Source organism: Anaerolineales bacterium (assembly GCA_037382465.1).
Classification (GTDB): domain Bacteria; phylum Chloroflexota; class Anaerolineae; order Anaerolineales; family E44-bin32; genus WVZH01.
Genome location: JARRPX010000017.1, coordinates 1 through 26,770, shown reverse-complemented (window position 1 = coordinate 26,770; position 26,770 = coordinate 1). Strand labels below are relative to the sequence as shown.

Here is a 26,770-nt window from a genome sequence, read left to right as displayed (position 1 = left end):
GCCTTCACCCTTCCTGCGCTTGAATCTGCGCCTCGAACAGGGCGCCCACCTCGTCTTCCAACTGCTCGTGGCGATAATGCAGCAGTTCGATGGCGTAGGCGGGGCATTCGGCGACGCACGTGCCGCAGCCCTGGCACACGGCGGGTTCGATGTACGCCGCGCCCACGATGCCGCCGGCGCCGGTGAAATCAATTTGCATCTGCGGTACGCCGTAGGGGCAGATGCGCACGCAGGTCAGACAGCCGACGCAGGCTTCGGGATCGACGCGGGCGACGGAGCCGCCCGCATTCAACGTCTGACGCGACAATACCGTCGCCGCGCGGGCCGCGGCGGCCTGGGCCTGCACGATGGTCTCGTCGAGCAGCTTGGGATAGTGCGCCGCACCGGCCAGGAACACGCCCTCGCTGGAGAAATCCACCGGCCGCAGCTTGACGTGCGCCTCCAGGAACCAACCGTCCAGATCGACGGGCACCTTCAATTTCGTAGCCAGCGCCTTGCTGTCCTCCGCAGGGACGAGCGGCGTGGAAAGCACCAGCAGATCGGGCTCGAAGTTCAAGGGCGCACCGAGCACGGGATCCCGTACGTTCACCTGCAAAGCACCGTCCGCTGCCACCTGCACTTGCGGTTTGTGAGCCGGGTCGTAGCGCACGAAGATCACGCCGCTGTCGAGCGCCTGCTTGTAGAGGCGTTCCTTGAATCCGTACGTGCGCATGTCGCGGTGCAGCATGACGAGGCGCGCTTCAGGATTCAAGGCCTTCAACTTCAGCGCTTGCTTCAACGCTGTGGTGCAGCAGGTGCGGGCGCAGGTCTCCTCCGCCGGACCGACGCATTGGATCATCAGCACCTCGTCCGGCGGGGCTTCATCGAGCAGCTTCCAGGTCGCTTTCGTCTTATCGTCGAGCTTGACCCGTTTGCGGCTGCATTTGGCCAGCAGGGCTTCAAACTGCAATCCGCTGACCACGCGCGCGCTTTCCGTGTAGCCGTATTCCTCGCCGCGATACTCCCGGCCGCCCGTGGCGACGATCGTGGCGCCGTGCTTGATTACCACCTTGCTGCCATCTTCGCCCTTCAGCGTCGTGGTGAAATCACCCATGAAACCTGAGGTATGCTGCATCCGTCTCGAAAGGTACGTGGTGATCGCAGGGTGTGCTTCGACTTGTTGGATCAACGCCCGCAGGTATTTTTGGGGATCGTGTGCGGCAGCCGAATCTCCGGGATCGTGGTTGAAAAATACGTTGCGCAGATTGCCGCCCAGGGCCGCTTCCTTTTCGACGAGGTGGACGGGAAAACCCTGTTCGGCCAGGGTGAGTGCGGCGTTCATGCCCGCCGCACCGCCGCCGATGACCAGCGCTTGCTGGCAAACGGGAACCGGCTGCGTGTGCAGCGGCTCGAGCGCCGCCACGCGGGCGACGGCCATGCGGATCAAATCCTGCGCCTTTTCTGTGGCTATCTCGGGCGCATGGGAATGGACCCACGAACAATGGTTGCGGATGTTGGCCATCGCAAACAGGTACCCGTTCAATCCCGCCTGGCGGATCACGTCGCGGAAGAGCGGGCCGTGGGTGCGCGGCGTGCAGGAAGCCACGACGACGCGGTTTAGATCGTGCTCTGCGATACAAGCCTGAATCTGCGCCGTGCTGTCCTGCGAGCAGGTGTACAGCAGATGGTCGGCGTGGACTACGTGGGGCAGCTCCGCTGCGTAGCCGGTCACGGCTTCGATGTCCATGTACCCGGCGATGTTCGTGCCGCAGTGGCAGACGAAGACTCCAACGCGGGCTGGCTCGTCCGCGATCGCCTTTTCAGGCGGATAGCTGGGTTCGCGCGTCAACTGTCCGCGGGCGGTGGTGAGCAGCGCCGCCGTTCGTCCCGCCGCGCCGCTGGCGTCGACCACCGATTCGGGGATGTCCTTCGGTTCGCGGAACGGTCCTGCTGCGTAAATCCCCGGCCGGGATGTCTCCACCGGATTGAAGAACGCCGTGCGGCAGAAACCGTAGTCGTCGAGTTCGATTCCCAGGCGCTGGCCAAGATCCTTGACGGATTGCGAGATCTCCATGCCCACCGACAACACGACCAGGTCGTACTCCGCTTCCGCCATGTGCGTCGCGGGCAGCTTGGAGTCGTTCTCAATTCCCGTCCCGATGCCTTGTTCCTTGGCGTAGCGGATCGAGATGTTCTGAGATTCGGGGACTTCCTTGATTTCGGACGCACGGCAGCGGGTGTAGCGGATGCCGTACTGTTCCCGGGCGCGCCGGTAGTAGGCATCGTAACCCTTGCTGAAGGCACGCACGTCCATCATCAAGACGTCCACCTCGGCCTCAGGATCGTGGTCGCGCACCAGGATGGCTTCTTTTGTGGCGTACATGCAGCACACGGCAGAGCAGTAATCGTGATTCTGGTCGCGCGAACCGACGCACTGCAGGAAGGCGATTTTCTTCGCCGGACGTCCGTCCGAAGGGCGCACCACGTGTCCCGTGGTGGGTCCGGAAGCGGAGAGCAGGCGTTCGAGCTGCAGCGCCGTGATCACGTTGGGGTAGCGGCCCAAACCGTATTCTGCGGAGAGCTCGGCCTGATATGCCTGGTAGCCGGGAGCCAGAATGACGGCGCCGACGTTGATCTCTTCATAGGATTCGACCATCTCGTGGTCGATGGCGTCCACACCGCAAGCGTAGACGCAGGCCAGGCATTCGGAGCAGTTCCCGCACTGCAGGCAGCGCTTGGCTTCGGCGCGAGCCTGGCGTTCGGTCAGTCCCAGCACGACCTCGCGAAAACTGGTGACGCGCTCCTCCATGGGAAGCAGTTTGGGTTCGCTGCGCGGCAGCAGTTCGATTTCCCCTCGCTTGACGCGGCGTTCGATGTCCTCACGGGTGACCTTGACCACCGGCGGCGTGGGTTTCTCCAATTCGTCGAGCGTGCCCTGTAAATAATGGTGAATCGATTTCGCCACCCGGTGTCCCAGGGCGATGGCTTCGACGATGAAGCTGGCGCCGGTCTTGCGCCCGCCGACGACGAACAGGCCGGGTGCGTTCTCGCACGCCAGGGTTTCTTTGTCGGCGCTCAAATCGTCGAAGACCGGGTGGAGATAATTCAAATCCGACTGCTGGCCGACGGTGCCGATCACGGTGTCGACTTCGAGGCTGAATTCGCTGCCGGCTTCGATCTTGGGCCGCCGCCGGCCTTGCTCGTCCTGGGTCATGCCGCGGCCGGTGCGGGCCAGTTCGACGCCGGTGACCTTGCCGTCCTGGGTAAGGATGCGCTTCAGCGTGGTGTGCTCGAACTGGCGGATGCCTTCGGCTTCGACGGCGTCCATTTCCCACTGGTAGGCGGGCAGTTCGCCGCGCGGCCGGTCGTAGGCCAGGATGACTTCTTCGGCGCCCAACCGGCGGGCGACGGCGGCTGCGTCGAGCGCCGTCACGCCGCCGCCGATCACGGCCACGCGCTCGCCGACGGTGACGGGTTCTCCCAGATTGACTTTGCGTAAGAAAGTCGCCGCGGAAAGTACGCCCTCGGCGTCTTCGCCCTCCACACCCAGCGAGTGATCGCGGCTGGAAATCCCCGTCGCCAGACATACGGCGTCGTAGCCTTCTTTCAACAATTTCGTCGGATCGGAAATTGGCGAGTCGGTCTTCAGCACCACGCCCAGGGCGAGGATGTCGTCGATGTCGTCCTGCAAGGCGCCTTTGGGCAGTCGGTGGGCGGGGATGCCCACGCGCATCATCCCGCCGGCGACGGGCAGCGCCTCGTAAACGGTCACGCCGTAGCCCATTTTCACCAAATCGTGGGCGGCAGTAAGTCCGGCCGGGCCGGCGCCGACCACGGCGACCCACTCGGGGCGCGTGCGCGGTACGGGCTCGACTTTCTCACGACCGTAAGCCAGGGCGTAATCCATCACGAAACGTTTCAGCGCCATGATGCTCACGGGTTCGTCCACAAGCGCGCGGGCGCAGTGTCCCTCGCAGGGGTGGTGGCAGGTGCGTCCACACACGCTGGGGAAGGGATTGTCCTCTTTGATCACGCGGTAGGCTTCGCGATAGCGTCCCTCTCCGATGAGGGCGATGTAGCCCTCGGCGCGCTGATCGGCGGGGCAGGCGCTGCGGCAGGGCGCGATGCCCAGCTTGTCGATGGCGTAGGCGTTGGGCACCGCCTGCGGATAGAGTTTGTAGGCCGCTTTGCGCGGCGCCAGGCCTTCGTTGAACGCATCCGTGAGCACGACGGGGCAGACTTCGGCACAATCGCCGCAGCCGACGCATTTGTCGATGTCGATGTAGCGCGGCTTGCGGCGCACGGTTACCGTGAAATCGCCAGCCTGCCCTGCGATCTTTTCGACTTCGCTGTCGACCATCAAATCGATGTTGAGATGACGCCCGGTCTCGACCAGCCTGGGGCTGATGATGCACATGGCGCAGTCGTTGGTGGGGAAGGTCTTGTCCAGCTTGGCCATGTGTCCACCGATGGCGGATTTACTTTCCACCAGGTAGACGCGGAAGCCCTGCTCGGCCAGATCGAGGCTGGCCTGCATGCCGGCGACCCCGCCGCCGACGACCATCACCGCACCGGTAACCTTGTCGGGCTTCATGCCTGCAGTGCCTCTCCAACTTGCTTGAGCAGCATCTTGGGCGGAACGGGTTTCTGCATGTACAGCGTGACGGCCATGTCCTGGCCGGTTTCGAGTTCGTAGCGCCGGCGGCTGGCGTCTTCGACGACGGTGGTGAGAATGATGATCGGCAGGTCGGCGAGCTGCGGTTCGCTACGCAGCTCGCGAATGACGGCGAAACCGTCCATGCGCGGCATGAGCAGATCCAGGATGAGCAGATCGGGTTTTCGCTTGCGGACCAACTCCACGCAGGTCTGGCCGTCCGACGCCGAACTGACCTGATAGGGCTTCGATTCGAGGACCGTGGTTATCCCGGCAACAATGTCCGGATCGTCGTCGGCGACGATGATGTAGGGCAGCTCGACCGCGGCGGTGACGTAACGCAGCAGCTCATCCGGCGGTGCCGGTTTCTCGATGTAGGCCTGCACGTCCATCGCCAGGCCCGTCTCCAGCTCGTAGCGGCGGTAGGCCGCGTCTTCGATGACCGTGGTGAGGATGATGACGGGCAAGCCGGCGTACTTCGGATCGCCGCGCAGTTCGCGGATGACGGCGAAACCATCCATGCGCGGCATCATCATGTCCAGGATCAATAAATCGGGCGGCTCCTCTTTGATGCGTTCCATGCAGGCGATGCCGTCACCGGCGCTGGCCAGGCGGTAATCGCGCGTCTCCAGAACGGCAATAATCCCTTCCACGATGTCCGGGTCGTCGTCCACGATCAATACATACGGTTTATCGCGCATGTCTACCCCCCTCTCTCCTGGGTGACTGCGGGTTCGGCCGACCTGCCCATTCCGGGAACAGGAAGCGTCCGAGGGATCGTGATGGTGAATTTGGTGCCGGATTTTCCTTCTTGGTAGGGGCTTTCGACCTCGATACTGCCTTCGTGTGCCTCGATGATCTTGTGTGCGATGGAGAGCCCCAGGCCGGCGCCTTGGAAATCGCCGACGTTGCTGGCGCGGAAGAAATCGTCGAATATGTGTTCCTGTTCGTCCTCGGGGATGCCGATGCCCTCGTCCATCACCTGGATCACCAGGGCCTCAGGTTTGTCGTGTGCGCTGAGGGTCACGGTGCTGCCTTCGGGTGAGAATTTGACGGCGTTGGCCAGCAGATTGGCGATGACCTGCCGCAGCCGGCGCCGGGCGGCGACGATGGAACGAAATTCGGTCGGCCCGATGACCTTGAGCTGCACGTTCTTCTGCGACGCCGCCAGGCGGACTTCCTCGATCGCTTCGGCGCCGAGTTCGGCCGGATCGAGCTCCTCGAAGTCTGCGCGAATCTGCTCGGGCTGCATGCGGGCGAAGTCGAGGATGTCGCTGATCAAGTTGCGCAGATCGGCGATGCGCAGCGTGCTGCGCTCGATCAGCCGGGTTTGCTTGGGGCTCAGTTCGCCGGCGTAGCCGCCGGAGAGGATCTGCAGGTAATTTTCGACCGCAGCGAGCGGACGTTTCAGTTCGTGTGAGACGATGGAGAGGAAATAGGTGAGCATCGACGTGGCGTTGGTCATACGCCCGCGAATGATAGAAGCCGTGCGCTGACAAATGGCGTGGCCGATATCCGGGTGCTCGTTCATGTAGGCGCGCAAGTCATCGCCGGAAAGCGCCAGTAATTTGACGTCTTCGATGCAAACGCCGGAAGAGGTGTAGATGTACGGCGGGACCAGACTGGACCAACCGACGGCGTTTCCGGGGCCGGCGACGCTGAACGTTGCACGGCGCGGCGTTCCCGTGCTGCCGAGCTGCACGAGCATCTCGAGCGAGATCTTGCCCTCGAGCAGCAGGTAGAGTTTATCCGCTGCGGCGCCTTCCTTGAAAAGAACCGTTCCTTCAGGATGCGTTTCATTTTTGGCCAGGCGCGCGATTTCCTTTAGAGCTTCCTCGGGAAGCTCTGCGAAGACATCGAAACGCTTGAGGGAATCAAGCTTCGCCATTCTCTTTCGCTATCTCGACGACGGGCGCCTTGACATCGGATCGATTTGCGCCGTCAGCGCGCAGCGGATTGGGGCCCAATCGTTGAATCTCGGCCGTGATTTCGGCCGCAGCAAAGGTAAATTCACCGGCCATGGCCGCCGAAATGTTGATCATCTGCAGCCGTTGGCTTTCTAGGCCGATCTCTTCCAACAACTGTCGGGCAAATTCCACCCGTCGTCTTGCGTTCGTATTACCTTCCAGGTAATGACAATCGCCGGGCAGTCAACCTGCCACCATCACGCCGTCGGCACCGTCTTCGAAAGCGTGCAGCATGTGTTCGATGTCGACGCGCCCCGTGCATTGGACCTCGATGATCTTGATCGACGAGGGGTACTGGATTCGCAGGCTGCCGGCGAGGTCGGCGGCGTTGTAGGCGCAGTGACTGCAGCAAAATGCGACGACTTGTGGTTCGAATTCGGCCATGTTCCCTTCCTGATCCCGTTTCCTGCTACGTTAATCTTTTTCTAAAATCGCTATTTAATCAAGCGACAGAACATCATCCTTAGCGGAGCCGATGGAAATCGTAAATGATTTACACCTTCTCCTTGACCTCGTCTCCAAATTTCTCCGACAACAAGGCATCCAATTTGATCGTGATCTGGTCGTCGCGCTGGCTGACGACGCTGATGGCTTTGGCGGGGCACTCGGAAGCGCACGAACCACAGCCGTGACACACGGTAGGTTCGATGTACGCTGCGCCGCTGATCTCGCCTACGCCGGTTCTGTCCTGGATAACCTGCGGCACCCCGTAGGGGCAAACGCGCACGCACGTCAGACAGCCGACGCATTTCGTCGGGTCGACCTGGGCGACGACGCCGCCGGCGGTCAGTGTAGTGCGTGAGAGGATGCGCGCCGCGCGCGAAGCAGCCGCCTGCGCCTGCACGATGCTCTCGTCGACGAATTTGGGGTAGTGCGCCATGCCGGCCATGAAGTAGCCATCGGAGGCGAAATCCACAGGGCGCAGTTTGATGTGCGCTTCCAGGAAGAATCCGTCCTGATCGAGCGAAACCTTGAATTTCGAGGCCAGCTCGCGGGATCCTTCGGCCGGTACGGCTGGCATGCTCAACATGAGCAGATCCGGGTGCAAGGTCAGTTTCTCTCCCAGGACGTGATCGTGGATGTCGATTTCCAAATCCCGGCCATCGCTGCGAACCACGGGCTTGTGTTCGCCATCGTAGCGTACGAAGCGCACGCCGGCTTCACGCGCCCCGGTGTAGAGCGACTCCTTGAAACCGTAAGTGCGGATGTCTTTATAGAGCACGGTAATGCGGGCTTCGGGCTTGAGACGTTTGAGCGTCATGGCTTGTTTCAGCGCCGTGGTGCAGCACATACGGGCGCAGAAACGCTCCGCAGGTCCGACGCACAGGATCATGGTCACTTCATCGGGGAGCTGTTCGCCGATCGCTTTCCAGGCTTCGGCGGCACGGCCCTCGAGATCGATTTGCGAACCGTGTGCATTGGCGAGCAGCGCTTCCATATCCAAACCGGTAACCACGCGGGGATTGTTTTCGTATCCGTACTCCGGCCCGCGGTACTCCTGCGCGCCGGTGGCGATGATGGTCACGCCGTGTGCGATCTGCTTCTCACCTGCGCCACTGCGTAGTGTGGTGGTGAATTTTCCCATGAAACCGCTGGTGCTGACGACTTCGTGGTTGAGGTGACATTCGATCCTCGGCTCAGCTTCGACGTCGGCGGTCAGGTTTTCCAGCAGTTCACGCGGTTCGTCGCCGGAGGTCAGGTAATGCACTTTATTTAGATTCCCGCCCAGTTGCCCTTCACGCTCTACCAGGTGCACGTCGAAACCGTTCTCTGCCAGCGAGAGGGCGGCGGTCATGCCGGCTACTCCGCCGCCGACCACCAGGGCGCTGTGTTCGATCTCGACTTTGCTGGTGTGGATCGGTTCCAATGTCGCGACACGGCCTACGGCCATGCGCACCAGGTCGCGCGCTTTGTGCGTGGCGGCTTTCCTGTCGTGGGAATGCACCCAGGAGCACTGGTTGCGGATGTTGGCCATGTCGAACAATGCTGGATTGAGGCCGCCGGCGCGGATGCAGTCTTGAAAGAGCGGCGCATGGGTGTGTGGTGTGCAGGAAGCCACCACGACGCGGTTGAGATGCTCCTCCTTCACCGTCTCGGTGATGTGAGCCACGGTGTCCTGCGAGCAGGTATACAGATTGTCTTCGGCGTGGACCACGCCGGGCAGCGTTTTGGCGTACTCGGCCACGCTGGGCACGTCGAGGTAGCCGCCGATGTTCGAACCGCAGTGGCAGACGAAAACGCCCACGCGCGGTTCTTCGCCCGTCACGTCGCGCTCGGGAGGATATTCGGGGGAAGTGGTGAGTGAGTGGCGTGCCGGGGCGAGCAGGCCGGCCGCCATTGCAGCAGCGCCGCTGGCGTCGACCACCGATTCGGGGATGTCCTTCGGTTCGCGGAATGGTCCGACGGCGTAGATTCCCGGCCGGGTGGTCTCGAGTGGATTGAACGAAGCCGTGTGGCAGAATCCGTACTCGTCCAGCTGGATGCCGAGGTCCCTGCCCAAAGCCTTTACGCTTTCGGAAATCTCCATGCCGACGGAAAGGACGACCAGATCGAAGTGCTCTTCGGTGAGCAGCGACCCGGGAGTCGGCGAACCGGCGGCAGATTTACCGTTTCCGTTCGTCGACGGCTGCTGCACGTATCGCAGTATGATGTCCTGACTGTCCGCGTCTTCCTTGAATTCAGAAATCCGGCAGCGTGTGTATTCGATGTTGTACTGCTGTTTGGCACGGCGGTAGTAGCTTTCGTAGCCCTTGCTGAAGGCGCGCATGTCCATCATGAACACGTGCACCTCGGCCTCGGAATCGTGCTCCTTGATCATGATCGCTTCTTTGGCGGCGTACATGCAGCACACGGAGGAGCAGTAATCGTGACTCTTGTCGCGCGAGCCGACGCACTGCAGGAAGGCGACTTTTTTCGCGGGTGTTCCATCGGAGGGACGATTGACGTGGCCTTGCGTGGGACCGGAGGCGGAGAGCAGGCGCTCGAGCTGCAGGGCGGTGATCACGTTGGGGTAGCGCCCCAATCCGTACTCGGCGGATAACTCGGCGTTGTAGATTTCGTAGCCGGGCGCCAGGATCACGGCGCCCACTCGAAGCTGCTCGATCTTCGCGACATCGTTGTGGTTGATGGCATCACGCCCACAGACGTACTGGCAGGAGAGGCATTCGGAGCACTGTGCGCAAGCCAGGCAGCGAGCCGCTTCGGCTTGTGCCGATTCGTCGCTGTAACCCCCCTCAACCTCGGCGAAGCAGCTCGTCCGCTGTTCGACGGGAAGCTCGGGCATGGGGATCCGGCCCGTGGGCTGGATCTCGCCGGAGTTGATACGCGCCTGAAGTTCGGCGCGAGTGAATTTCACCACCGGCAGTTCAGGCTTGGGTTCCGGCTCGAGTTCCTCGCCGCGCAGATAACGGTGAATGCTTTCGGCCGCTTGATGGCCGGAGGCCACGGCTTCGATCACAAACGCCGTGCCGGAGACGCTGTCGCCGGCGGCGAAAACGCCCGGCCGGGTTGCGGCCATGGTGTTGGGGTTGATGGCAATCGTGCGTTTGGTGGTGACGCCCACTCCGGCGTCATCGGGGATGAAGGCCAGACCGGCACGCTGACCGACGGAGAATATGATGGTATCCGCTTCGATCACGTGTTTGGAATCGGGTACGGTCTCGACGGACAAGCGGCCCTCGTGGTCGAAATCGAAGTGGGCCACCCGCTCGCATTCGACTCCGGCCGCGTGCCCGCTGCCGTCGTCGACGACGCGTAGGAACGTGCGGTCGGCGTGAATGACGACGCCTTCCTCCTCGGCGGCATCGGCTTCCCAGGCATGGCCGGGTAAATTATCGCGCGGCTCGAGACAGGCCATGTGCACTTCGGCGCCCATGCGTACGGCGGTACGTGCGCAGTCGAAGGCCACGTTGCCGCCCCCGAGCACGAGAACACGATCCCCGATTGCCGGCGGGTTGTCCAGGCGTACGTCGCGCAGGAAGCGGGTATTGATCAATACGCCCTCGAGGTCGGCGCCCGGGATCGGCAGACGGATCCCCTCGTGGGCGCCGACCGCGATGAGAACCGCCTCAAAGCCCTGGTCGAACAAGTCATCCAGATCCTCGACCCTGGTGTCGAGCTTCAGGTCGATTCCGAGATCGAGAATATCGGCGATCTCGCGCTCGATGATCTCCGTGGGCAGGCGGTACTCGGGAACGCCGACGCGCAGCATGCCGCCGGCGACGGGCAGCGCTTCGAAAACCGTGACCGGATAGCCCAACAAGGCCAGGTCCTGTGCGGCGGTCAGGCCGCAGGGACCGGCGCCGATCACGGCGACTCTGGATTTGCGGGTAATTTCGGCCGCTTCGCGCGCCTGGCGCGGTTTCTCGTAGACTTTGTCGGTGACGAAGCGTTTCAGGGCGCGAATGTTGATCGGTTCGTCGACCAGGCCGCGGTTGCAGGCAGCCTCGCAGCGATGGTTGCAGATACGGCCACAAATCCCCGGAAACGGATTGTCCTCCTTGATCACGCGCAGGGCGTCATCGTAACGACCTTCGCGAATCAGGGCGATGTAACCCTGGGCGCGCTGCCCGGCGGGGCAGGCGTCACGGCAGGGAGAAATACCCAGTTTGGCGATGGCATATGCGTTGGGAACGCCTTGGGGGTAGAGTTTGTGGGCCGCGCGGCGAGGCGCGAGGCCTTCGTTGAAGGGGTCGGGCAGCACGACCGGGCAGACTTCGGCGCAATCGCCGCAGCCGACACACTTCAAGGGATCGATGTAGCGTGGCTTGTGACGCAGGGTGACCGTGAAATCGCCGGGCTGGCCATCGACCTTGAGCACGTCAGTATCGACGTGCAGATCGATGTTGAGGTGGCGGCCGGTGTCGACGAGTTTCGGACTGATGGTGCACATGGCACAGTCGTTGGTAGGAAACGTCTTGTCGAGTTGTGCCATGTGTCCGCCAATGGCGGACTTCGTCTCTGCCAGGTGGACCTTGTAACCCTGGTCGGCCAGATCGAGGCTGGCCTGCATGCCGGCGATGCCACCGCCAACGACCAGGACCGCTCCGATGGGAGCGGGCGGGTCGTTTTGAGCCCGAACGAGGGGGTCTGCCTGCGCCCTTTGCTTTGATGACAAGGGCCCCTCCCGTGGGCTGGGAGCGCCAGATTTCAGGGCGCTCTACGACGAGATTCGGTATGGAATAATGATAGAAGTACGGCGGAATGTGGGGCAGTGCAGGATGTCACCTGCAGAGTGGACAAACTTCGTCCGATTTTGAATAATTACATTCGCAGTTCGGACGAGCGAAGCGTGTTCTTATGAAGTGTTTTCAATCACACAGCGCACGAGACTTATGACAATAAATGGTTGTTGGAACGAATCATCTCCATCAGGGTTAATTTTTTGTAAGTGGGGAGTGTCATTCGCTGGTGTGTCTCTTCTAAGGGTATAGGAAAAGATGGAAATTGCTACGCTGTTGATCATCCTATTGGTAATAACCTTGATCGTCGGCATCCTGCTTTCCGTAAAACCGACGGACGATATTGACTCTGAAATAAGCATCGGTGAGGACTTCCAAGACCAAGATCTCCAGCGTGATGAGCATCTTGCGGATGACCCGTTTGTGCCCGAAATCGGCCTGTCACGGTTTGTAGCCATTTTGCCGGAAGAACATTGGGGATGCTTCGAACACCCGAGCGATGAGCCGTACGTGATCCCTCAAGCCAATTCTGTCATCGGGGACTTGCGTATGATGTTTATGTGGCAGGAAGCGATCGTACAAGTTGGGAAACACACAGAGCTGCGCTTTGAAACGACGGAAACGGCGTTCGATTTCGTAGACAAGGTGCTCAGGGATGAGATCGTCTTTCGCATGGGGGACGAAGAGACTTTGATATGTCCGATCGAAGATTTCGAGAATGCCGGTGAGGTGGATCGAACCGATCACGTCTGGTCTGGTCCGTTGAAGTATAAATTATTGTTTAGATCGTAATCGTTTGGATTGTATTAACCATAAACAAGTATTGCTTCTATAATGAAGCCATGCGAAAAGCGTTGCACGTCGCGTCGTTCATACTTTTTCTTGCTGCTTGTTCTTCCCCGGCGGAAATATCAACGGACACAGTACTTCCCTACGGCGTTACAACGGAGGAAACACAGCGGTACCTCGTACGTCAGCATCTGTCACTTTCCAACGTGGGCGCGGGAAAGCCGGAGAAACAAAATCTGTGGGTGGCGCTGATCCGCGATTTTGAACCCTACCAACGGGTGCGTGAGCGGTTGATTTCACCCGAATCGTACGTGTTGTTTTCCGACGAAAACGGAAATCTGTACGCCGAATTCGATCTCTCCGATCACCCGCCAGGAATTACGATCGAGGTGGAGATCGAGACACTCGTCGAAGTGTCTGAGGTCGCCTACGAATGGTCGCAGTGTGAAGGCCCTGTGCTCGATAAGTTCGTGCGGCCCGAACTGCACATCGAGTCCCGCAATCCACAAATCGTCGCGCTCTCGCAGGAGCTTTCCGCCGGCAAGGACACGTTATGCGAAGAGGTGCGGGCTTTCTACGATTATGCCGGCGACGAATTGGTTTACAGCTACAACGAAGACGATTGGGGCGCACAGGCAACGTTCGGCGCCATGGGCGCCGATTGTACGGAGTATGCCTCTCTGACCATCGCCCTCAGCCGGGCTGCGGGAATCCCGGCCCGTTACATTACCGGTTTGCGCTATCTTCCGGAAGAAGAGCGCGGCGACATACCCGTCGAACATGCCTGGCTGGAGGCTTACCTCCCGGGTATCGGATGGGTGGCGATGGACCCCACGCTGGGACGAAGCGCCTCACAGCGAGAGCGTTATTTCGCGCATCACACAGCCGATCACATCATCGTTACCCTTGGACGCAACCCCTCGACCTTGCGCGGCGCCAGCTACTGGTCGCATCTCTATTGGCCCGGGAACAGCACGGAAATCCGCGTGCAGGACGCCGGGTGGGATATCTTGTTTCTGCCGTGAGCGCGTCTGTCGTCTCGGTATTTTCTGCTTGAAATTGATCGATTCAGGAAAATGTCAGCAGCGAAGCGCCATCGACGGCGCTGACGGGGAAGATTTGGGCTTCGATTCCCGTACTGTCCTTGTAGGCTTTGAAAACGTGCTCCTCGAAAGACTGCAAGTGTCCCTGGGCCACCAGGGCCACCATGCAGCCGCCAAAACCGGCGCCGGCGCCGCGCGTGCCCAGCGCGCCCGGGGCAGACATGATGGCCTCTTTCATGGCGATCATTTCGCCGGAGACGATCTCGTACAGGTCACGTGCGCCGCGGAATGATTCCAACATCATCTCGCCGGCTCGTTCGTGTTCACCAACCGTCACCGCATCTGCAATGGCCAGCACGCGTAGGTTCTCCTCGATCACGAAACGGCAGCGGTTGTAGACCACGGGTTCCATGTCCGTTCGATGCGCATTCAGTAGTTCCAGCGTGACGTCGCGCAGGGTGTGAACGTCGGGATCAAAACCGGAGAGGATTTGGACGCCGCGTTCACATTGCGAGCGCCGTTCCTGGTAGGCCGAGTCTGCCAGGGTGCGCTCGGCACGCGTGTCGCATACCACGATGTGCATGCCGGGTGCGATGGGCTTGGCCTGGCTGGTGATGGCGCGGCAGTCGAGCAGCAGCAGGCTGTCCTGCTTTCCCATCGCGGAGGCGTATTGGTCCATGATTCCGCAGTTCACGCCTACAAATTCGTTTTCGGCTCGCTGGCAGAGCAGGGCGCGTTCGAGAGGCTCGATTTTCCAGTCGGCCAGAGCTTCGAACAACACGGCCGTGGCGACTTCGAGCGCGGCTGAGGAACTCAGCCCGCTGCCGAAGGGAATGGTGCTGTGGACCAGGCCATCGAATCCCGAGAGGCGATAGCCTTCACCCTGAAGGATATGCGCCACGCCGCGCACGTAGTTGCTCCAGGGGGTCTCTGAGTCGTGCTCGACGTGCGGCAGCTCGAACTCCGATCGTCCTGCTGCGTTGAGCGAAGTGATGCGCACGACATCGTCGTCGCGCGGTGCGGCGCTTATCCAGGTGTCACGATCGATGGCTTGAATGAGGACGAAACCTAGGTTGTAGTCCGTGTGGCTGCCGATGAGATCAACACGGCCCGGAGCCCGGACCCATACACTTGGGGACGATCCGTATCGTTGAGTAAATTCGGCTTTAATGAGTTCTTTGCGTTGTTGGCGCTGCATTGCGTCCCCTTGTGTCGGCGGCGATCATCAAGCAAGCAGGTTGGTTGCGCGATCTACCAGGCTAGAATCTGGCTAAGATAACCGTTTCCCCAGGTAGGTATGCATGACGACCGAGAGGACGATGATGAGTCCATAGATCAACTGCGTCAGGAAACCTGTCCAGCCGATGGCGACGGTGGCAGCCTCGATGGCGCCGATCATGAAGGCGCCGATAAACGAGCCCAGGATCGTGCCCACACCACCGAATACTGAAGTTCCGCCCAGGAAGATGGAAGCCAGGGTGCGCATCAGATAGCCTTCGCCCAGGCTCGGCCAGAAGTAGGTGACGTGTAAGCTGGCGACGACCCCGGCGAAAGCGGAGACCAAACCGACGAGCATGAAACCCTTGATGCGTGCCCGTCCCGTATTGACGCCCATCAATTTTGCACTGTTGGGGTTATCTCCGATCAAATACATGTGCGCCCCGAATTGATGGCGATTGAGCAGCACCCACGATCCGACGGCGATGAATATCAACCACAGCATCTGTACGGGAAACACGCCGCCGATCTTGCCGACCAGAAGCGGATACAGGAGGGTATCCTTGGTATATACCAGGGTGCCGCTCTTGCCTTGTGATAGTACCAGGACTGCGCCCCGCCAGAAAAATTGGGTGCCGATCGTGGCGACCAGGGATGGAATGCCGAATTTGACCACGATGATTCCGTTCAACCAACCGATGAATAACCCTGTAACCAGGGAAACGATAAAAGCCAGCCAGACGCTTTGGGTGGCGTTGTAGGTCAGGATGAACATGATCATGCCCATGGCCATGATGGAGGTGAAGGAAAGATCGATTTCACCGGCGATGATGAGGATGGTCAGCGGCATGGCGATCATGGCGAAGAAGGGGATCGTCGACATGTAGGCGTAATAGATTGGGGCGGAGAGAAAGGTGTCCGGAGCCATGATGATGAAGAACGACCACATGGCGGCGAAAACGGTCAGGATGCCGAATTGCGTGCCGTACGTCCTCAAGAATCTCTTCAGATTGAAACTCTCTTTGTAGCGCGCGCCGGTCTCGGAATTGATCTGTTTCGTTTGAGAGGTCATTGATCCATCCTTGTCTGTTCGAGGGATTAGTCCAGGTTGCCTGTTTCAGCAACGAGGATCATTTTTTCCATCAAGGTCTCCAGACTGATATCTTTGGTCTGGAACTCACCGGCCACCCGGCCGCGGTCGATGACCACCACGCGATCGGATACCGAATAGACGTGGTAGATATTGTGGTCGATAAAGACGGCGGATTTACCGGCCTCCTTGATCCCGCGCACGAAGTTGAGCAGCTTTTCGGTTTCTTTCAGCGACAGGCCCATCGTGGGTTCGTCCAGGATGATGATTTCAGCGTCGAAATAGAGGGCGCGCACGATGGCGACCCCCTGACGCTCGCCTCCGGAAAACTTGCCGACTTTCGAATCGGGGCTCACGGCGTGCGATGTGAAGCCCATCGATTGAGTCATCAAGCGGTGCGTTTCGGCTTTCATCTTATTTACGTCCAGCAATCCCCAGCGGTTTTTCAATTCACGTCCCAGGAAGATGTTGCGCCAGAGGGTTTGCAGTTCGGCAAGCGCACGTTCCTGGTAGACGGTTTCAACGCCCAACTGGCGTGCCATGGGCACGGTAAGATGATGGACGACTTTGCCGTTGAAAAGCAACTTGCCGGACGTTGGTTGGTAACAGCCGTTCATGATCTTGATCATCGTGGATTTACCAGCACCGTTATCCCCCAACAGACCAACGACTTCGTTGCGCCCCAATTGAAAGTCTACATCCCGCAGAGCACGGACTTCTCCGAAGGACTTGGATACTTTCCTCAGCTCCAGTCGATAATCCATAGATTTAGCTCCCTTGTGTGTATTCTATGTCGCCTAGTGCCGTCTCGTTGCACAAACACACATATCCATTGATTTGTTGCGGCGGAAAGGGGTAAGGTACATTTTATTCTTAAGGTTTCTGCGTGCAACGGCTATGATGAAATAATGAAAAAGGATTATTCCAGGTGAGGGCTAGATGGTTGCCTTGTAGCTTGGTCTGTATCTGCAATTGTTGAAGTAGGGTTGCAACCATCTAGCCCTCTTTTCCGTCCATACGCTTGCTACATGCGTAAGTCACTCACGAGCGTCAGGAACGGTTCGGTAGGGTCAGCGAATTTGCTGTTCCACGAGACTTGCCAAAATGTCTACGTTGTCCTTATCGAGGAATCCCGCGCCTGTGTTGATCTCCAGGCCCGTGAAAGCGTAATTGTGGGTCAGGCAGATTTGCAGCACGGCCAGGTACCCCTGTAACCACTGCTGCTGATCGATGACCAGGTCGGTCCAACCGCCGCGTACGGCTTCCACCGTGGCGGAAGAGAGATCGAAACCGACGGCGTAGACGTCATCCGGGCCCAGGCCGGCACTCTTCAGGTAAGTCTCCAGAGTGGCTGTAAGGGCGCCGTGGTCGGTGACGACCAATTTGATGTCAGGGTTCGATGACATGATGCCCACGAAGGTGGCCGTGCCTGCAGCAGCGTCCGCGTTCGTGGCGTCGTCGATTTCCTGGTAGATTACTTCAAGGCCGGATTCTTCAAGGGCATCGATCACGCCTTGCGTGCGTTCGCCGCGTCCGGCTTGCGCCAGAAGACCCCAGACGAAGGCCTTGTCGCCGGGCTGCAGGTCGAAGCGCCTGACCGACTCTGAGCCGAGTGCATAACCGGCGTCATAGAGGATTGCGCCGACGTAGCCAAAGCCTTTGGACGCATATTTCTTTTGAAGTTCAGGCAACTGGGTGTTCATGCTGGTGACGACAATGCCCTTTGCTTCGGCGTCGTCGACCAACGGGGCAAATGCCTCATCGCCGGGGTGTCCCATGATCGCGATGCCGTCCGGATTGGTGGCGACGGCCTGGGAGAATTGCGTGATCATGTTTTGCGGATTCCAATCGGACCAAACGTATTCGACGTTCGGGCCCAGGTCATCCGCGGCCTGGAGAGCGCCGTTGTAAACGACGGTAGCAAACGGGCCGCCGGGTGAACCGCCGGGGAAGAAGACAATATCGGTGCCCGAGCACCACTTATCTTCCGCCGCAGGAGCGGGGCCTTCGGTGTCGGTTGGTTCCGCGGGTGCCACCACCGTTTCTCCGCTTGGTTGTTCGACTACGGGTTTTTCGGTGGGGGTTGCGGCTGGAGCGCAGGCCGTCAGGACCATGCTGAAGACCAACAGCGCAGCCAAGAGCCAGTATAACTTCTTCATCCTATCCTCCTCTTGAGATTCAACGTATCACTATTGTTGCAAAGCGGGATCTGTCGTGATCGATCTATTTTCACCTCCTCCTACGCTGTTCGATACGGGCAAATCGTTGTTTTTTCGCTCTTGCGAAACGTCGCGGCGCTCGAGCGCCGCTTCTCCGGCGAGGGTTTCGGGTTGGCAAAGTTATTTTGCACGCACACTCACAGTCTTCATCGGGCTCCGTATGCGAATAGTTAAGGCGTGAAGTACGATTGCAGCCTCATTTTCGTACGGAACTCTTCCGGACGATCAATCGGGGCTTGACCCATGCGATCTCGGGTTCAAGGGCTTTCCCGTGTTGTTCGACCTGGATCAGGGCATGGATTTGATCTACGGCCATGGCGCCCAGCTTTTGGGTGTTTTGACGGACGGTGGTCAGGGAGGGATAGAAGTAAGCTGCCTCCGGGATGTCGTCGAAGCCGACGATGCCCAGATCTTCAGGAACCTTCAATCCCAGACGTCGCGCAGCTTGAAGCGAGCCGAGCGCCATTTGATCGTTGGAAACGAAGACTGCGTCTACTTCCGGATTTTGGTCGAGCAGCGAATGCAGTCCGACGTCTCCGCTGGGAGCGTTCCAATCGCCTTCGACGATCAATCTGTCGATGTCGGAATATCCCGCCTCTTCAACGGTCTCCTGCCATCCCATCAACCGTTCCTTAGCTTCCCACCAATGCCGCGGCCCGGTAATGATCCCGATGTCTTGATACCCACCCTGAAGCAGATGCTCCGTGGCGAGTTTCCCGCCGAGTCGGTTGTCCAGAGCAACCACGTGATCCAATCCATCGTGACCCATATTGATGGAGATAATCGGTGTGTGTACGTCGGAAAATCTTTCGGTCAACCAGTCGATGGCATTGATGTTGCCCGGAACGGCCCAGATGATGCCTTCCACGCGACGCGATAGGAAGTCATACAGAATTCTGTCGACGCGAGAAGGTTCGACCTGATCGATCAGGCTGAGGGTGAGAGAATAGCCGAGTTCGTTGGCTTTGCTCTCAATCCCCGCAATTACGCCCGATGAGCCGAAATAAATCAGGCCGTAGCCGATGACGCCAAGTGTATTCGAGCGTCCGCGGCTCAAGTTGCGCGCAATCACGTTGGGTGAGTACCCCAATTCGGCGATCACTTGCTGGACGCGCATGCGCGTCTCGGAGGAGACGTCCGGCCGTTCATTCAGTACGCGCGACACGGTTTGAGTCGAGACTCCTGCGGCGCGTGCAACGTCCTTGATTGTGATTCGTGGCTTTGGATCCATGTTTCCCAGTAATCGTTATCGGTAACGTTATCGGTAACAGGCAATCGTGATATTAGCATGCAACAGATGGGCCGTGCGAATCAAGTGATTTAAATCATATTACGGAGTGGAATTACTGGTTTTGACGAAAAGACACGGGAAATTGTACAATCGAGATGGTCCAAAAGCGTTGAAATGATACCGATAACGTTACCGTAAACAGTTGGGTGATCGAGTCGCATCCCATTCGGACGCAGATAGGTACGGATGACATGAAATCGATTTATACGCTGCCGCACAGACGTTACAATGCTTTGACTGGAGAATGGGTGCTCGTTTCCCCTCATCGTGCCCAACGGCCGTGGCTGGGAAAGGTCGAGGATCGAATACGGGAAGATCGCCCTGCGTACGATCCGGATTGCTATCTTTGTCCGGGAAATCAAAGAGTGAGTGGCGCGGTCAATCCTGCGTACGAACATACGTACGTCTTTACCAACGACTTTCAGGCCTTGTTGCCGGATGGTGCTGATCCGTCCGTTGAAGATGGCGGACTGCTGCGTTCCGCCGGCGTACGCGGGACCTGCCGGGTCGTTTGTTTCTCCCCGCGACACGATTTGACTCTGGCCGAAATGGACGTGCAAACGATCCGGAGCGTGATCGACTGCTGGGCGGAGCAGTCCGCTGATCTTGGCCAGACGTACCGTTGGGTGCAAGTCTTCGAGAATAAGGGAGAGATGATGGGCGCGTCCAATCCACATCCTCACGGTCAAATCTGGGCATTGGATGCGCTGCCCAACGAGCCGCTAAAGGAAGACGCCAATCAGAGAGTGTACGGCGAAGGCAGCGGGCGTGTGCTGCTTCTGGATTGCCTGCAGGAAGAGCTTGAAACGCGTGAGCGTGTCGTTGTGGAAAACGAGGCCTGGGTAGCATTGGTTCCGTATTGGGCGATTTGGCCCTTCGAAACGATGGTTGTGCCCAAACGTCATGTTTTAAGGCTTCCGGATTTGAGTCATGATGAACGGAATCTGCTTGCGCAGGTCATGAAATCGTTGTTACTGCGCTACGATTCGCTTTTCAATGTCTCCTTTCCATATTCAATGGGCTGGCATGGCGCACCGTTCGATGAGCAACCCAACGATCATTGGCAATTACACGCTCATTATTACCCGCCACTTTTGCGCTCGGCGACGGTGAGGAAATTCTTGGTGGGCTTCGAAATGCTGGCCGAAGCACAGCGAGATTTGACGGCCGAAACCGCTGCGGAACGTCTGCGAACGCTCGAAATCGCCACGTGATGTGGATCATCCATCCAGCGATGCTTTGCGGAAACCCCATTTGAAATTCGTATAAGTGAATTGTGCTTGCCGCATGTTCCAGGGCCAAGCGGAACGATGCTCAGGGAGTATCTACGCCCGAACTTGCTGGGAGAGGGAAGGCTGTTTCTTCAGAGGATTGGGACCGAGCTCGTGGATACGGTAAGTCATGTCCAGGGCGATCTCGGCGAAGGTAGCTCCCATCCCGCCTGAGACGAAGTACATCTCCAATCGTTCCGATTCGATACCGATGTCTTCCAGCAGTTGTTTTGCACGCTGCACTCTGGCGAATCCACGCTCGTTGCCCCGTTCGTGGTGACAGTTCCCCATGCTGCAGGCAACGATGTAGACACCATCGGCGCCTTCTTCAAAAGCGTTGAGAAGATATTGTATGTCGGTCTTTCCTGTGCAGGGCAGGCGGATGATCTTAATGTTGGCGGGATATTCGTGCCGCAGCGCACCGGCTGTATCGGCGGCCATGTAGGCGCAGTAGATGCAGGAGAAAACAGTGATTTCGGGGGAGAAATCTTCAGAGGTAGTCATCTGACGTCCCTGGGCCGGAGTGAGAGTGCTTTTTGCGGGCAGACCGTCACACAGCTTCCGCACCCGGTGCAAGCCCAGGTATCGACCAACAACTCGTTCTCTGCATGCACCCAAATCAACGCCGTGTAACTGCATGAAGGCAGGCATTTGCGGCATCCGTCGCAGTTGGCTGCATCCAGTTCAATGTAGTACTGCTGTCTGGTTTGGGTTTCTATACGCTGCATTTCTCAATCTCGACGTTTATACCTTGAAGGTGGAAGGGCAGGTCGATCGCTGGACAGGAATCCACGATGCTCACATTTTACCCTGCCCCTCGAGTCTCAGGGATTTGGATTTTGTTCCGTTCTCCGCGGGCAGGTTGGGCGCCCACGATCCCAGGCCGGTGTTGATTTGCTCGTCGCGATATTGAGTGAGTTGAATGGCGCGAGCCGGACATTCGGCCGTGCAGGTGCCACAGCCCTGGCAGCGAGCCGGATCGATCCAGGCCGCTCCACCGAGTTGTCCTACTCCACATTGATCGTATCGCATTTCAGGGATGCCGAATGGGCAGGTACGAACACAGGTGAGGCAGCCGGTGCAGCGCTGTGGGTCGATCTCTGCCACAACGCCGCCCAATTGAATGCTGGGGCGGCTCAAGATCGTCAGCGCCCTTCCGACACAGGCCATGGCGTGCGTGATTGTCTCCTCGATGAATTTGGGATAATGTGCCATGCCGGCCAGGAAGATGCCATCGTCGTAAAACTCCATCGGCCGCATCTTCAAGTGACTCTCGAGGAAGAAACCTTCGTTTGATCTGGGAACGCCCAGTACTTTCGCTAACTCACCCGTTCCTGACGATGGTTGGATCGACATGCTCAGTGCAATCATGTCGGGCTCGAACACCAGTGTTTCCCCAAAGATATGTTCGTCCACCTCGACGACGACTTTCGCGCCTGCGTTGGTCTCTTCGAGACGAACTCGAGGCGGAGCGGCATCGGTGTAGCGCACGAAGAGCACGCCTCTTCTACGCACGTCCAGATAAAATTTTTCTCGGAATCCGTAGGTGATGATGTTCTTGTAGAGGATGATTACCTGGCAGTCCGGGTTGAGCATTTTCAAACGCGAGGCGTTTTTGATCGTATTGGTGCAGCATATACGTGAGCAGTATTCTTCCTCGCCCTCGGGCTGCACACACTGGATGAGAATCACGGATTTAAGTTGCGTTACGCGCTCGGGTTGGTGAGCGAGGATTTCCTCCAATTCAGACATGCGCAGGATGCTCGGATCTTTTCCAAGCAGGTAGCGGTCCGCCCTGGCTTCCTGCCCCCCGGTTGCCACGATTACGGCCGCATGCCGAATTTCTGTCTCTTGAAAAGTGCCATCTCCGTTGTCTGTGCGAATGCGTGCGCGAAAATCGCCCACACTTCCCGTGTGATGGACAATTTGACTGTGCAGGTGGAGGGTGATGCGCTTGTGACTGAGGATACGGTTAACCTGGTCTCGCAGAAGGCGTTGGGGATTGGCGTTCTCGGCGACGAAGTAAATGTGGTGCAGATTGCCTCCCAATTCGCCGCTTTTCTCCACCAGGTGTACTTCGAAGCCTGCATCCGCAATACCCAGCGCGGACGTCATCCCGGCCACACCACCGCCAATCACCAGCGCGGCCCGTTCGGGTTGACGCTGGAATTTATAAACGGTGTCCGCTTGGAGGACGCGCTCGACGCCGATGCGAAGCATTTCGCATGCCTTGCGCGTGGCGCCTACCGGATCGCTGGCATGCACCCAGGAGCAGTGTTCGCGCAGGTTGATCATTTCGATCCAGTAGGGATTGAGGCCGACTTCTGATGCCAGTCGCTGGAAAAGCGGCTCGTGCATCCGGTGGCTGCAGGCGGCAATTACGATGCGGTTGGCGCCACCCTCGGTCACCAAACGTTGTAGATGCGTTTGCCCGTCTGCATGGCAAGCGAGGGGATGGATCTCGACTTGACTCACCGCCGGCAACGCGCCGGCGAAATCGGCAACCTCTTGCAAGTCGACGACTTGCGATATTTCACCTGCGCATCCGCAGAGCAGGACTCCAACTTTCAGGTCATCCTGATCTGCTTCCACCGCCTGGACGGGATCATGAGAGGTCAGAAAGGGTTGTGCTCTGCTGAAGGTGCTTTCCCCGAGCTGGTCGTGCATGATGCGCATCGCTTCGGCCGCCGCGCCGGAGGCATCCAGAATGGTTTCTGCAATCTCCTTTGGAGAGGCAAAAGCGCCGCAGACGAATACGCCCGGGCGGGAAGTGGCCAGGGGGAAGAATTTATCCGTTTCGCAGAACCCGTACTCGTTGGTGGCGATTCCCAGCTTGTTGACAATGTCGATGGATCCCTTTGGCGGGCGGATACCAACGGCGAGTACGACCAGATCGAAACGCGATTCTTGCACTTTGCCCTGGCCGGGTGCAGATTCCCCGTGCATGCGTCCGGAGGGATAACGCAGGATAACTTCCCCTGTCAACGGATCTTCATCGATAGAAGAGATGCGGCAGCGCGTGTAGCGGATGCCGAAATCATCTCGAGCCTGGTGGTAGTAGTGATTGTATTCCTTGTTGAAGGCCCGCTCGTCCATCGTGAAAATATGACAGTTGATGCTGGAGTCGCGTTGTTTGGCCAGCATGGCTTCTTTCGTGGCGTACATGCAGCAGATGGATGAGCAGTAAGGATTGACTTGATCGCGTGAACCGATGCATTGCAGCCAGGCGATGCGTTTTGGGATTTTCCCGTCCGAAATGCGCTTGACGATGCCCTCCGTCGGGCCCGAACGGGAGGCCAGGCGCTCGTACTGCATCGATGTGATCACGTTCGGGATCCGGCCGTAGCCCAATTCCGGCATCGAGGACGGATCGAAGGGTTGGAATCCCATCGCCAGAATCAGCGCGCCGACGCGAATTTCGTGGTTTCTCGGTTGAGCGTCGAGATCGATAGCCTGTGTCGGACAGACGGCCAGGCATTTTTGGCAGTCGTCGCAGTGCTCGCTTTTCTCCAATATGTAATACGCATTCGGCAGGGAGCGCGGCGCTGATTTGTCGATGGTTTTGCGGGTGCTCAATCCAAGTTGGAATCCACTGGGACGGACCTGCGTGCATACATCGGCGCATCGACCGCAATTGATGCAGAGGTTTGGATCGACGATTTTGGCCCGCTCACAAAGCCTTACGGTAAAGTCGCCAGCCTGTCCCTCGCAGCTGATCAGATCTGTGGAAGTGAGCACGGTGATGTTGGGGTGTTTGTTTTGATCCAATAAGGCCGGGGTGATCGAAGGCCGGGTACAGCCGAATCCATGGTCGGAGGTGCCCCGGCATAATACACAGTCGTGTGTCGGGAACATGAAACCGAGTTGGGCGACGCGTCCGCCCAGCGAGGGCGAGTTTTCGAGCAAGTAGGTGTGGATACCGGCTTCGGCCAGATCGATGGCGGCACGCATCCCACCGACACCGCCTCCGATCACGAGGACGTTTTCAGCCTTCTCTCTACCGTTCCTGGGGAAGTGACGAGGATCTCCTGGCACCTTTTATACCTTCACTAGCAACAGCCCGGATGGCGCGCCAGGCGCCAGGCATGTGGGAAATTTGGCCTAATCCTGTCCAATATGGTAGACCCTGGAGTCGGACGTGGATAGTGAAATAAGTCACAAGTATATGGGGAGGTTCTTCAAATCATCAGAACGTGCATGGCTGCCTTCCCTTCCAATAGAAAAATCAGGAACGGAAGACAAAGGCCGGATTTCGTGTGCAAGATAGAGCTTATGCGTGTTTCTGTCCGCCGACTCTCGAAGCCACTTGTTTTAATCGGCGAGCCAGCAGCAGCGAGGGCAGGTAATTGTTACAGGATTTGAGCGAGCGGCTGAGGAGAGTCATCGCTGCGTTGATGTTGTTGCCATATAGATGCCCCAGGCTGCGGTTGCGCAAGATGGCAGGGTGTTCGGGATAGGCTCCTGAAAATTGGACGTATATTTCATCCGCTTCTTTGAATTTGCCCTTGCGAGCGAGTGCATTGGCCCTGGCCAAGGCCTGCAGCGACTTGTCCCGGCCGGTGACGGCCTTCACCCACATGTAGATCGCCGAGGGGACGCCGAAGAGAAAGAGTAAATTCCGCAGCAATGCGCCTTTCGCCATACGTACGGCACAGTTATCACAGACGTGAATGCGGCGGGCGGAGTAGCCGTAGACGACGATCAGAAAGTAAAAATGAAGGAGGGTGTATCCACGCACCCGATCGAACATGCCGCACTCATCGCAGATGCGGTACGAATCGCCCGGGGTGACGATTCCCCCGCTGTACTTGATGAGCGATTCACAGTAGCGACAGTACACGTAGCTCGTGCGATTGAAGTCCGAGAGGTCGATCGTCGCCTGGCAGTTCGAGCAAACAACGCTGTGGAATCGATCCGCTTGACCCGCCTCGATCAGTTCTTGCCGGTGCTGTTCGGTCTGGATCGCAGACGAGACTCGAGCGATGTGCTTCTCCAACTCCGTACCCTTGACCCGCGACACTTCCAATACGAGGAGATTTTCTTCGTGGAGTGAATCACGGGTTTTTTCTCCCACGGATGCACCCGGAGAAAGTGTGAAAGCCAGGCGTTGATCCCGGCAGTTGCTGTCACGAATATCGGCGTAGTCGATAGGCTCCTGGTCGAGGATGAGGACTTTGTCAGTAGCGATGGCGTTCTTGGCGAACACCCCGATCGGGTTTTTATTGCGTACGAAGCGGAATTTGAAATTCAATTCCTTCACTGCGGGCATGCTATCTACTCCTCATACGAAGCTCGAACACCGGGCGCATTTTCTCGCCATCAAGGATGAATCATTCGAGGGCAGTGGGCGACACTATTCTGACTTTCAATTCGAATTCGTACAAGCCGTTGAAAATCGCCAACATTGTAGCATGAGGATCGTTACTCACAGATTGGGAAAAAGTTGGTCCTTAATTCATTCGAGCGCGCCGGTATCGGAATTCGGCGGAGGTGGAAGAATGGCACGATTTCTCCTTTTCGCAGTAAATCTGAGATATGATTATGTCTTGATCCAAAGCCAAGGTGAATGTTGCCATTATTTCGACATGCTCGAAATACGTCCCGGTGGAAAGAAACCAAAGCACGTCTCTGGGACAAGTGGGTTCGGTTGAAGACCCTTGCAGCGGTAGGCGTATGCGTATCGATGCGCGAGATGTCCTGGACGCTTTGAAGACACTCGTGACAGGAACTTGAGATGAAGATCAATCGTGACACAAAACTCCCACAGATCAGGTTCGAAGTCGTTATTCTATGCCTGGCGATATTGATTCAGATCTACCTGGTCGCGCGATCTTTCGTTCTGCCTTCGATCGGATTGATACGCGACACGCATAACCTGACGGCCCAAGACCGCAGTGCGGTGATTGCCTTTGGTGATCGCTATGCGGAGTATTTTGCGTGGATCCGGGAGAACACCCCGGAGAACGCGGTGCTGCTGATTCCTCCTGCGGATCTCGATGAAATTTTGGGACACGTTGGTTTAATGCAGTATTATCTCATCCCGCGCCGGCTTTCAAACTGTCCAAACAG

At 58.4% G+C, this 26,770-nt stretch carries 18 protein-coding genes and 2 pseudogenes; 4 read left to right on the top strand and 16 right to left on the bottom strand.

The window, feature by feature from the left end; genetic code table 11:
• Positions 1 to 4 precede the first annotated feature (4 nt).
• The 7 genes and pseudogenes from P8Z34_06390 to P8Z34_06360 form a co-directional block, all read right to left on the bottom strand.
• On the bottom strand, positions 5 to 4,138 hold the full coding sequence (locus P8Z34_06390) for an FAD-dependent oxidoreductase (GenBank protein MEJ2550291.1): 4,134 nt from the start codon (positions 4,136 to 4,138) through the stop codon (positions 5 to 7).
• Positions 4,115 to 4,573, bottom strand: a pseudogene (locus P8Z34_06385) (FAD-dependent oxidoreductase). Before P8Z34_06385 ends, P8Z34_06390 begins: the two are co-directional and overlap by 24 nt.
• On the bottom strand, positions 4,570 to 5,334 hold the full coding sequence (locus tag P8Z34_06380) for a response regulator (GenBank protein MEJ2550290.1): 765 nt from the start codon (positions 5,332 to 5,334) through the stop codon (positions 4,570 to 4,572). The pseudogene P8Z34_06385 and the gene P8Z34_06380 overlap by 4 nt, the downstream one beginning before the upstream one ends.
• 2 nt (positions 5,335 to 5,336) lie before the next feature.
• Positions 5,337 to 6,521 (bottom strand): ATP-binding protein, encoded by a 1,185-nt coding sequence (locus P8Z34_06375; GenBank protein MEJ2550289.1) that lies wholly within the window; start codon positions 6,519 to 6,521, stop codon positions 5,337 to 5,339.
• Entirely contained in the window at positions 6,508 to 6,984 is a 477-nt protein-coding gene (locus P8Z34_06370) for a hydrogenase iron-sulfur subunit (GenBank protein MEJ2550288.1), read from the bottom strand. The genes P8Z34_06375 and P8Z34_06370 overlap by 14 nt, the downstream gene beginning before the upstream one ends.
• A gap of 109 nt (positions 6,985 to 7,093) precedes the next feature.
• Entirely contained in the window at positions 7,094 to 11,200 is a 4,107-nt protein-coding gene (locus P8Z34_06365; protein MEJ2550287.1) for an FAD-dependent oxidoreductase, read from the bottom strand.
• 6 nt (positions 11,201 to 11,206) lie between these two features.
• Positions 11,207 to 11,650: pseudogene (locus P8Z34_06360) on the bottom strand (FAD-dependent oxidoreductase).
• 388 nt (positions 11,651 to 12,038) lie between these two features.
• Between P8Z34_06360 and P8Z34_06355 the strand changes: the two are divergent.
• On the top strand, positions 12,039 to 12,572 hold the full coding sequence (locus P8Z34_06355) for a hypothetical protein (GenBank protein MEJ2550286.1): 534 nt from the start codon (positions 12,039 to 12,041) through the stop codon (positions 12,570 to 12,572).
• A 50-nt stretch (positions 12,573 to 12,622) separates the two neighbouring features.
• Positions 12,623 to 13,594, top strand: a complete 972-nt coding sequence (locus tag P8Z34_06350; GenBank protein MEJ2550285.1) for a transglutaminase domain-containing protein — start codon at positions 12,623 to 12,625, stop codon at positions 13,592 to 13,594.
• Between the two features lie 43 nt (positions 13,595 to 13,637).
• Here P8Z34_06350 and galK read toward each other — a convergent pair whose 3' ends face one another.
• The 5 genes from galK to P8Z34_06325 form a co-directional block, all read right to left on the bottom strand.
• Positions 13,638 to 14,810 (bottom strand): galactokinase, encoded by a 1,173-nt coding sequence (gene galK, locus P8Z34_06345; GenBank protein ID MEJ2550284.1) that lies wholly within the window; start codon positions 14,808 to 14,810, stop codon positions 13,638 to 13,640.
• Positions 14,811 to 14,882: 72 nt separating this feature from the next.
• The gene (locus P8Z34_06340; GenBank protein MEJ2550283.1) at positions 14,883 to 15,902 is read right to left on the bottom strand and encodes an ABC transporter permease; all 1,020 of its coding nucleotides are present in this window, start codon (positions 15,900 to 15,902) and stop codon (positions 14,883 to 14,885) included.
• 26 nt (positions 15,903 to 15,928) lie between these two features.
• The gene (locus P8Z34_06335) at positions 15,929 to 16,684 is read right to left on the bottom strand and encodes an ATP-binding cassette domain-containing protein (GenBank protein ID MEJ2550282.1); all 756 of its coding nucleotides are present in this window, start codon (positions 16,682 to 16,684) and stop codon (positions 15,929 to 15,931) included.
• 306 nt (positions 16,685 to 16,990) lie between these two features.
• Positions 16,991 to 18,079 (bottom strand): substrate-binding domain-containing protein, encoded by a 1,089-nt coding sequence (locus P8Z34_06330; protein MEJ2550281.1) that lies wholly within the window; start codon positions 18,077 to 18,079, stop codon positions 16,991 to 16,993.
• Positions 18,080 to 18,335: 256 nt separating this feature from the next.
• Entirely contained in the window at positions 18,336 to 19,370 is a 1,035-nt protein-coding gene (locus P8Z34_06325; protein MEJ2550280.1) for a LacI family DNA-binding transcriptional regulator, read from the bottom strand.
• Between the two features lie 251 nt (positions 19,371 to 19,621).
• Here P8Z34_06325 and P8Z34_06320 point away from each other — a divergent pair, with 251 nt between their 5' ends.
• On the top strand, positions 19,622 to 20,644 hold the full coding sequence (locus P8Z34_06320) for a UDP-glucose--hexose-1-phosphate uridylyltransferase (GenBank protein MEJ2550279.1): 1,023 nt from the start codon (positions 19,622 to 19,624) through the stop codon (positions 20,642 to 20,644).
• Between the two features lie 111 nt (positions 20,645 to 20,755).
• Here the strand turns inward: P8Z34_06320 and P8Z34_06315 are convergent, their stop codons facing one another.
• From P8Z34_06315 to P8Z34_06300, 4 genes are all read right to left on the bottom strand, one after another.
• Positions 20,756 to 21,205, bottom strand: a complete 450-nt coding sequence (locus tag P8Z34_06315) for a hydrogenase iron-sulfur subunit (GenBank protein ID MEJ2550278.1) — start codon at positions 21,203 to 21,205, stop codon at positions 20,756 to 20,758.
• The gene (locus tag P8Z34_06310) at positions 21,202 to 21,429 is read right to left on the bottom strand and encodes a 4Fe-4S dicluster domain-containing protein (GenBank protein MEJ2550277.1); all 228 of its coding nucleotides are present in this window, start codon (positions 21,427 to 21,429) and stop codon (positions 21,202 to 21,204) included. Before P8Z34_06310 ends, P8Z34_06315 begins: the two co-directional genes overlap by 4 nt.
• A gap of 70 nt (positions 21,430 to 21,499) precedes the next feature.
• Complete coding sequence (locus P8Z34_06305; GenBank protein MEJ2550276.1) at positions 21,500 to 24,736, bottom strand: FAD-dependent oxidoreductase; 3,237 nt, start codon at positions 24,734 to 24,736, stop codon at positions 21,500 to 21,502.
• 235 nt (positions 24,737 to 24,971) lie between these two features.
• Positions 24,972 to 25,970, bottom strand: a complete 999-nt coding sequence (locus P8Z34_06300) for a hypothetical protein (GenBank protein MEJ2550275.1) — start codon at positions 25,968 to 25,970, stop codon at positions 24,972 to 24,974.
• A 465-nt stretch (positions 25,971 to 26,435) separates the two neighbouring features.
• On the opposite strand from P8Z34_06300, the gene P8Z34_06295 reads away from it, so the two are divergent.
• On the top strand, positions 26,436 to 26,770 hold a 335-nt coding region (locus P8Z34_06295; protein MEJ2550274.1), incomplete at its 3' end, for a hypothetical protein.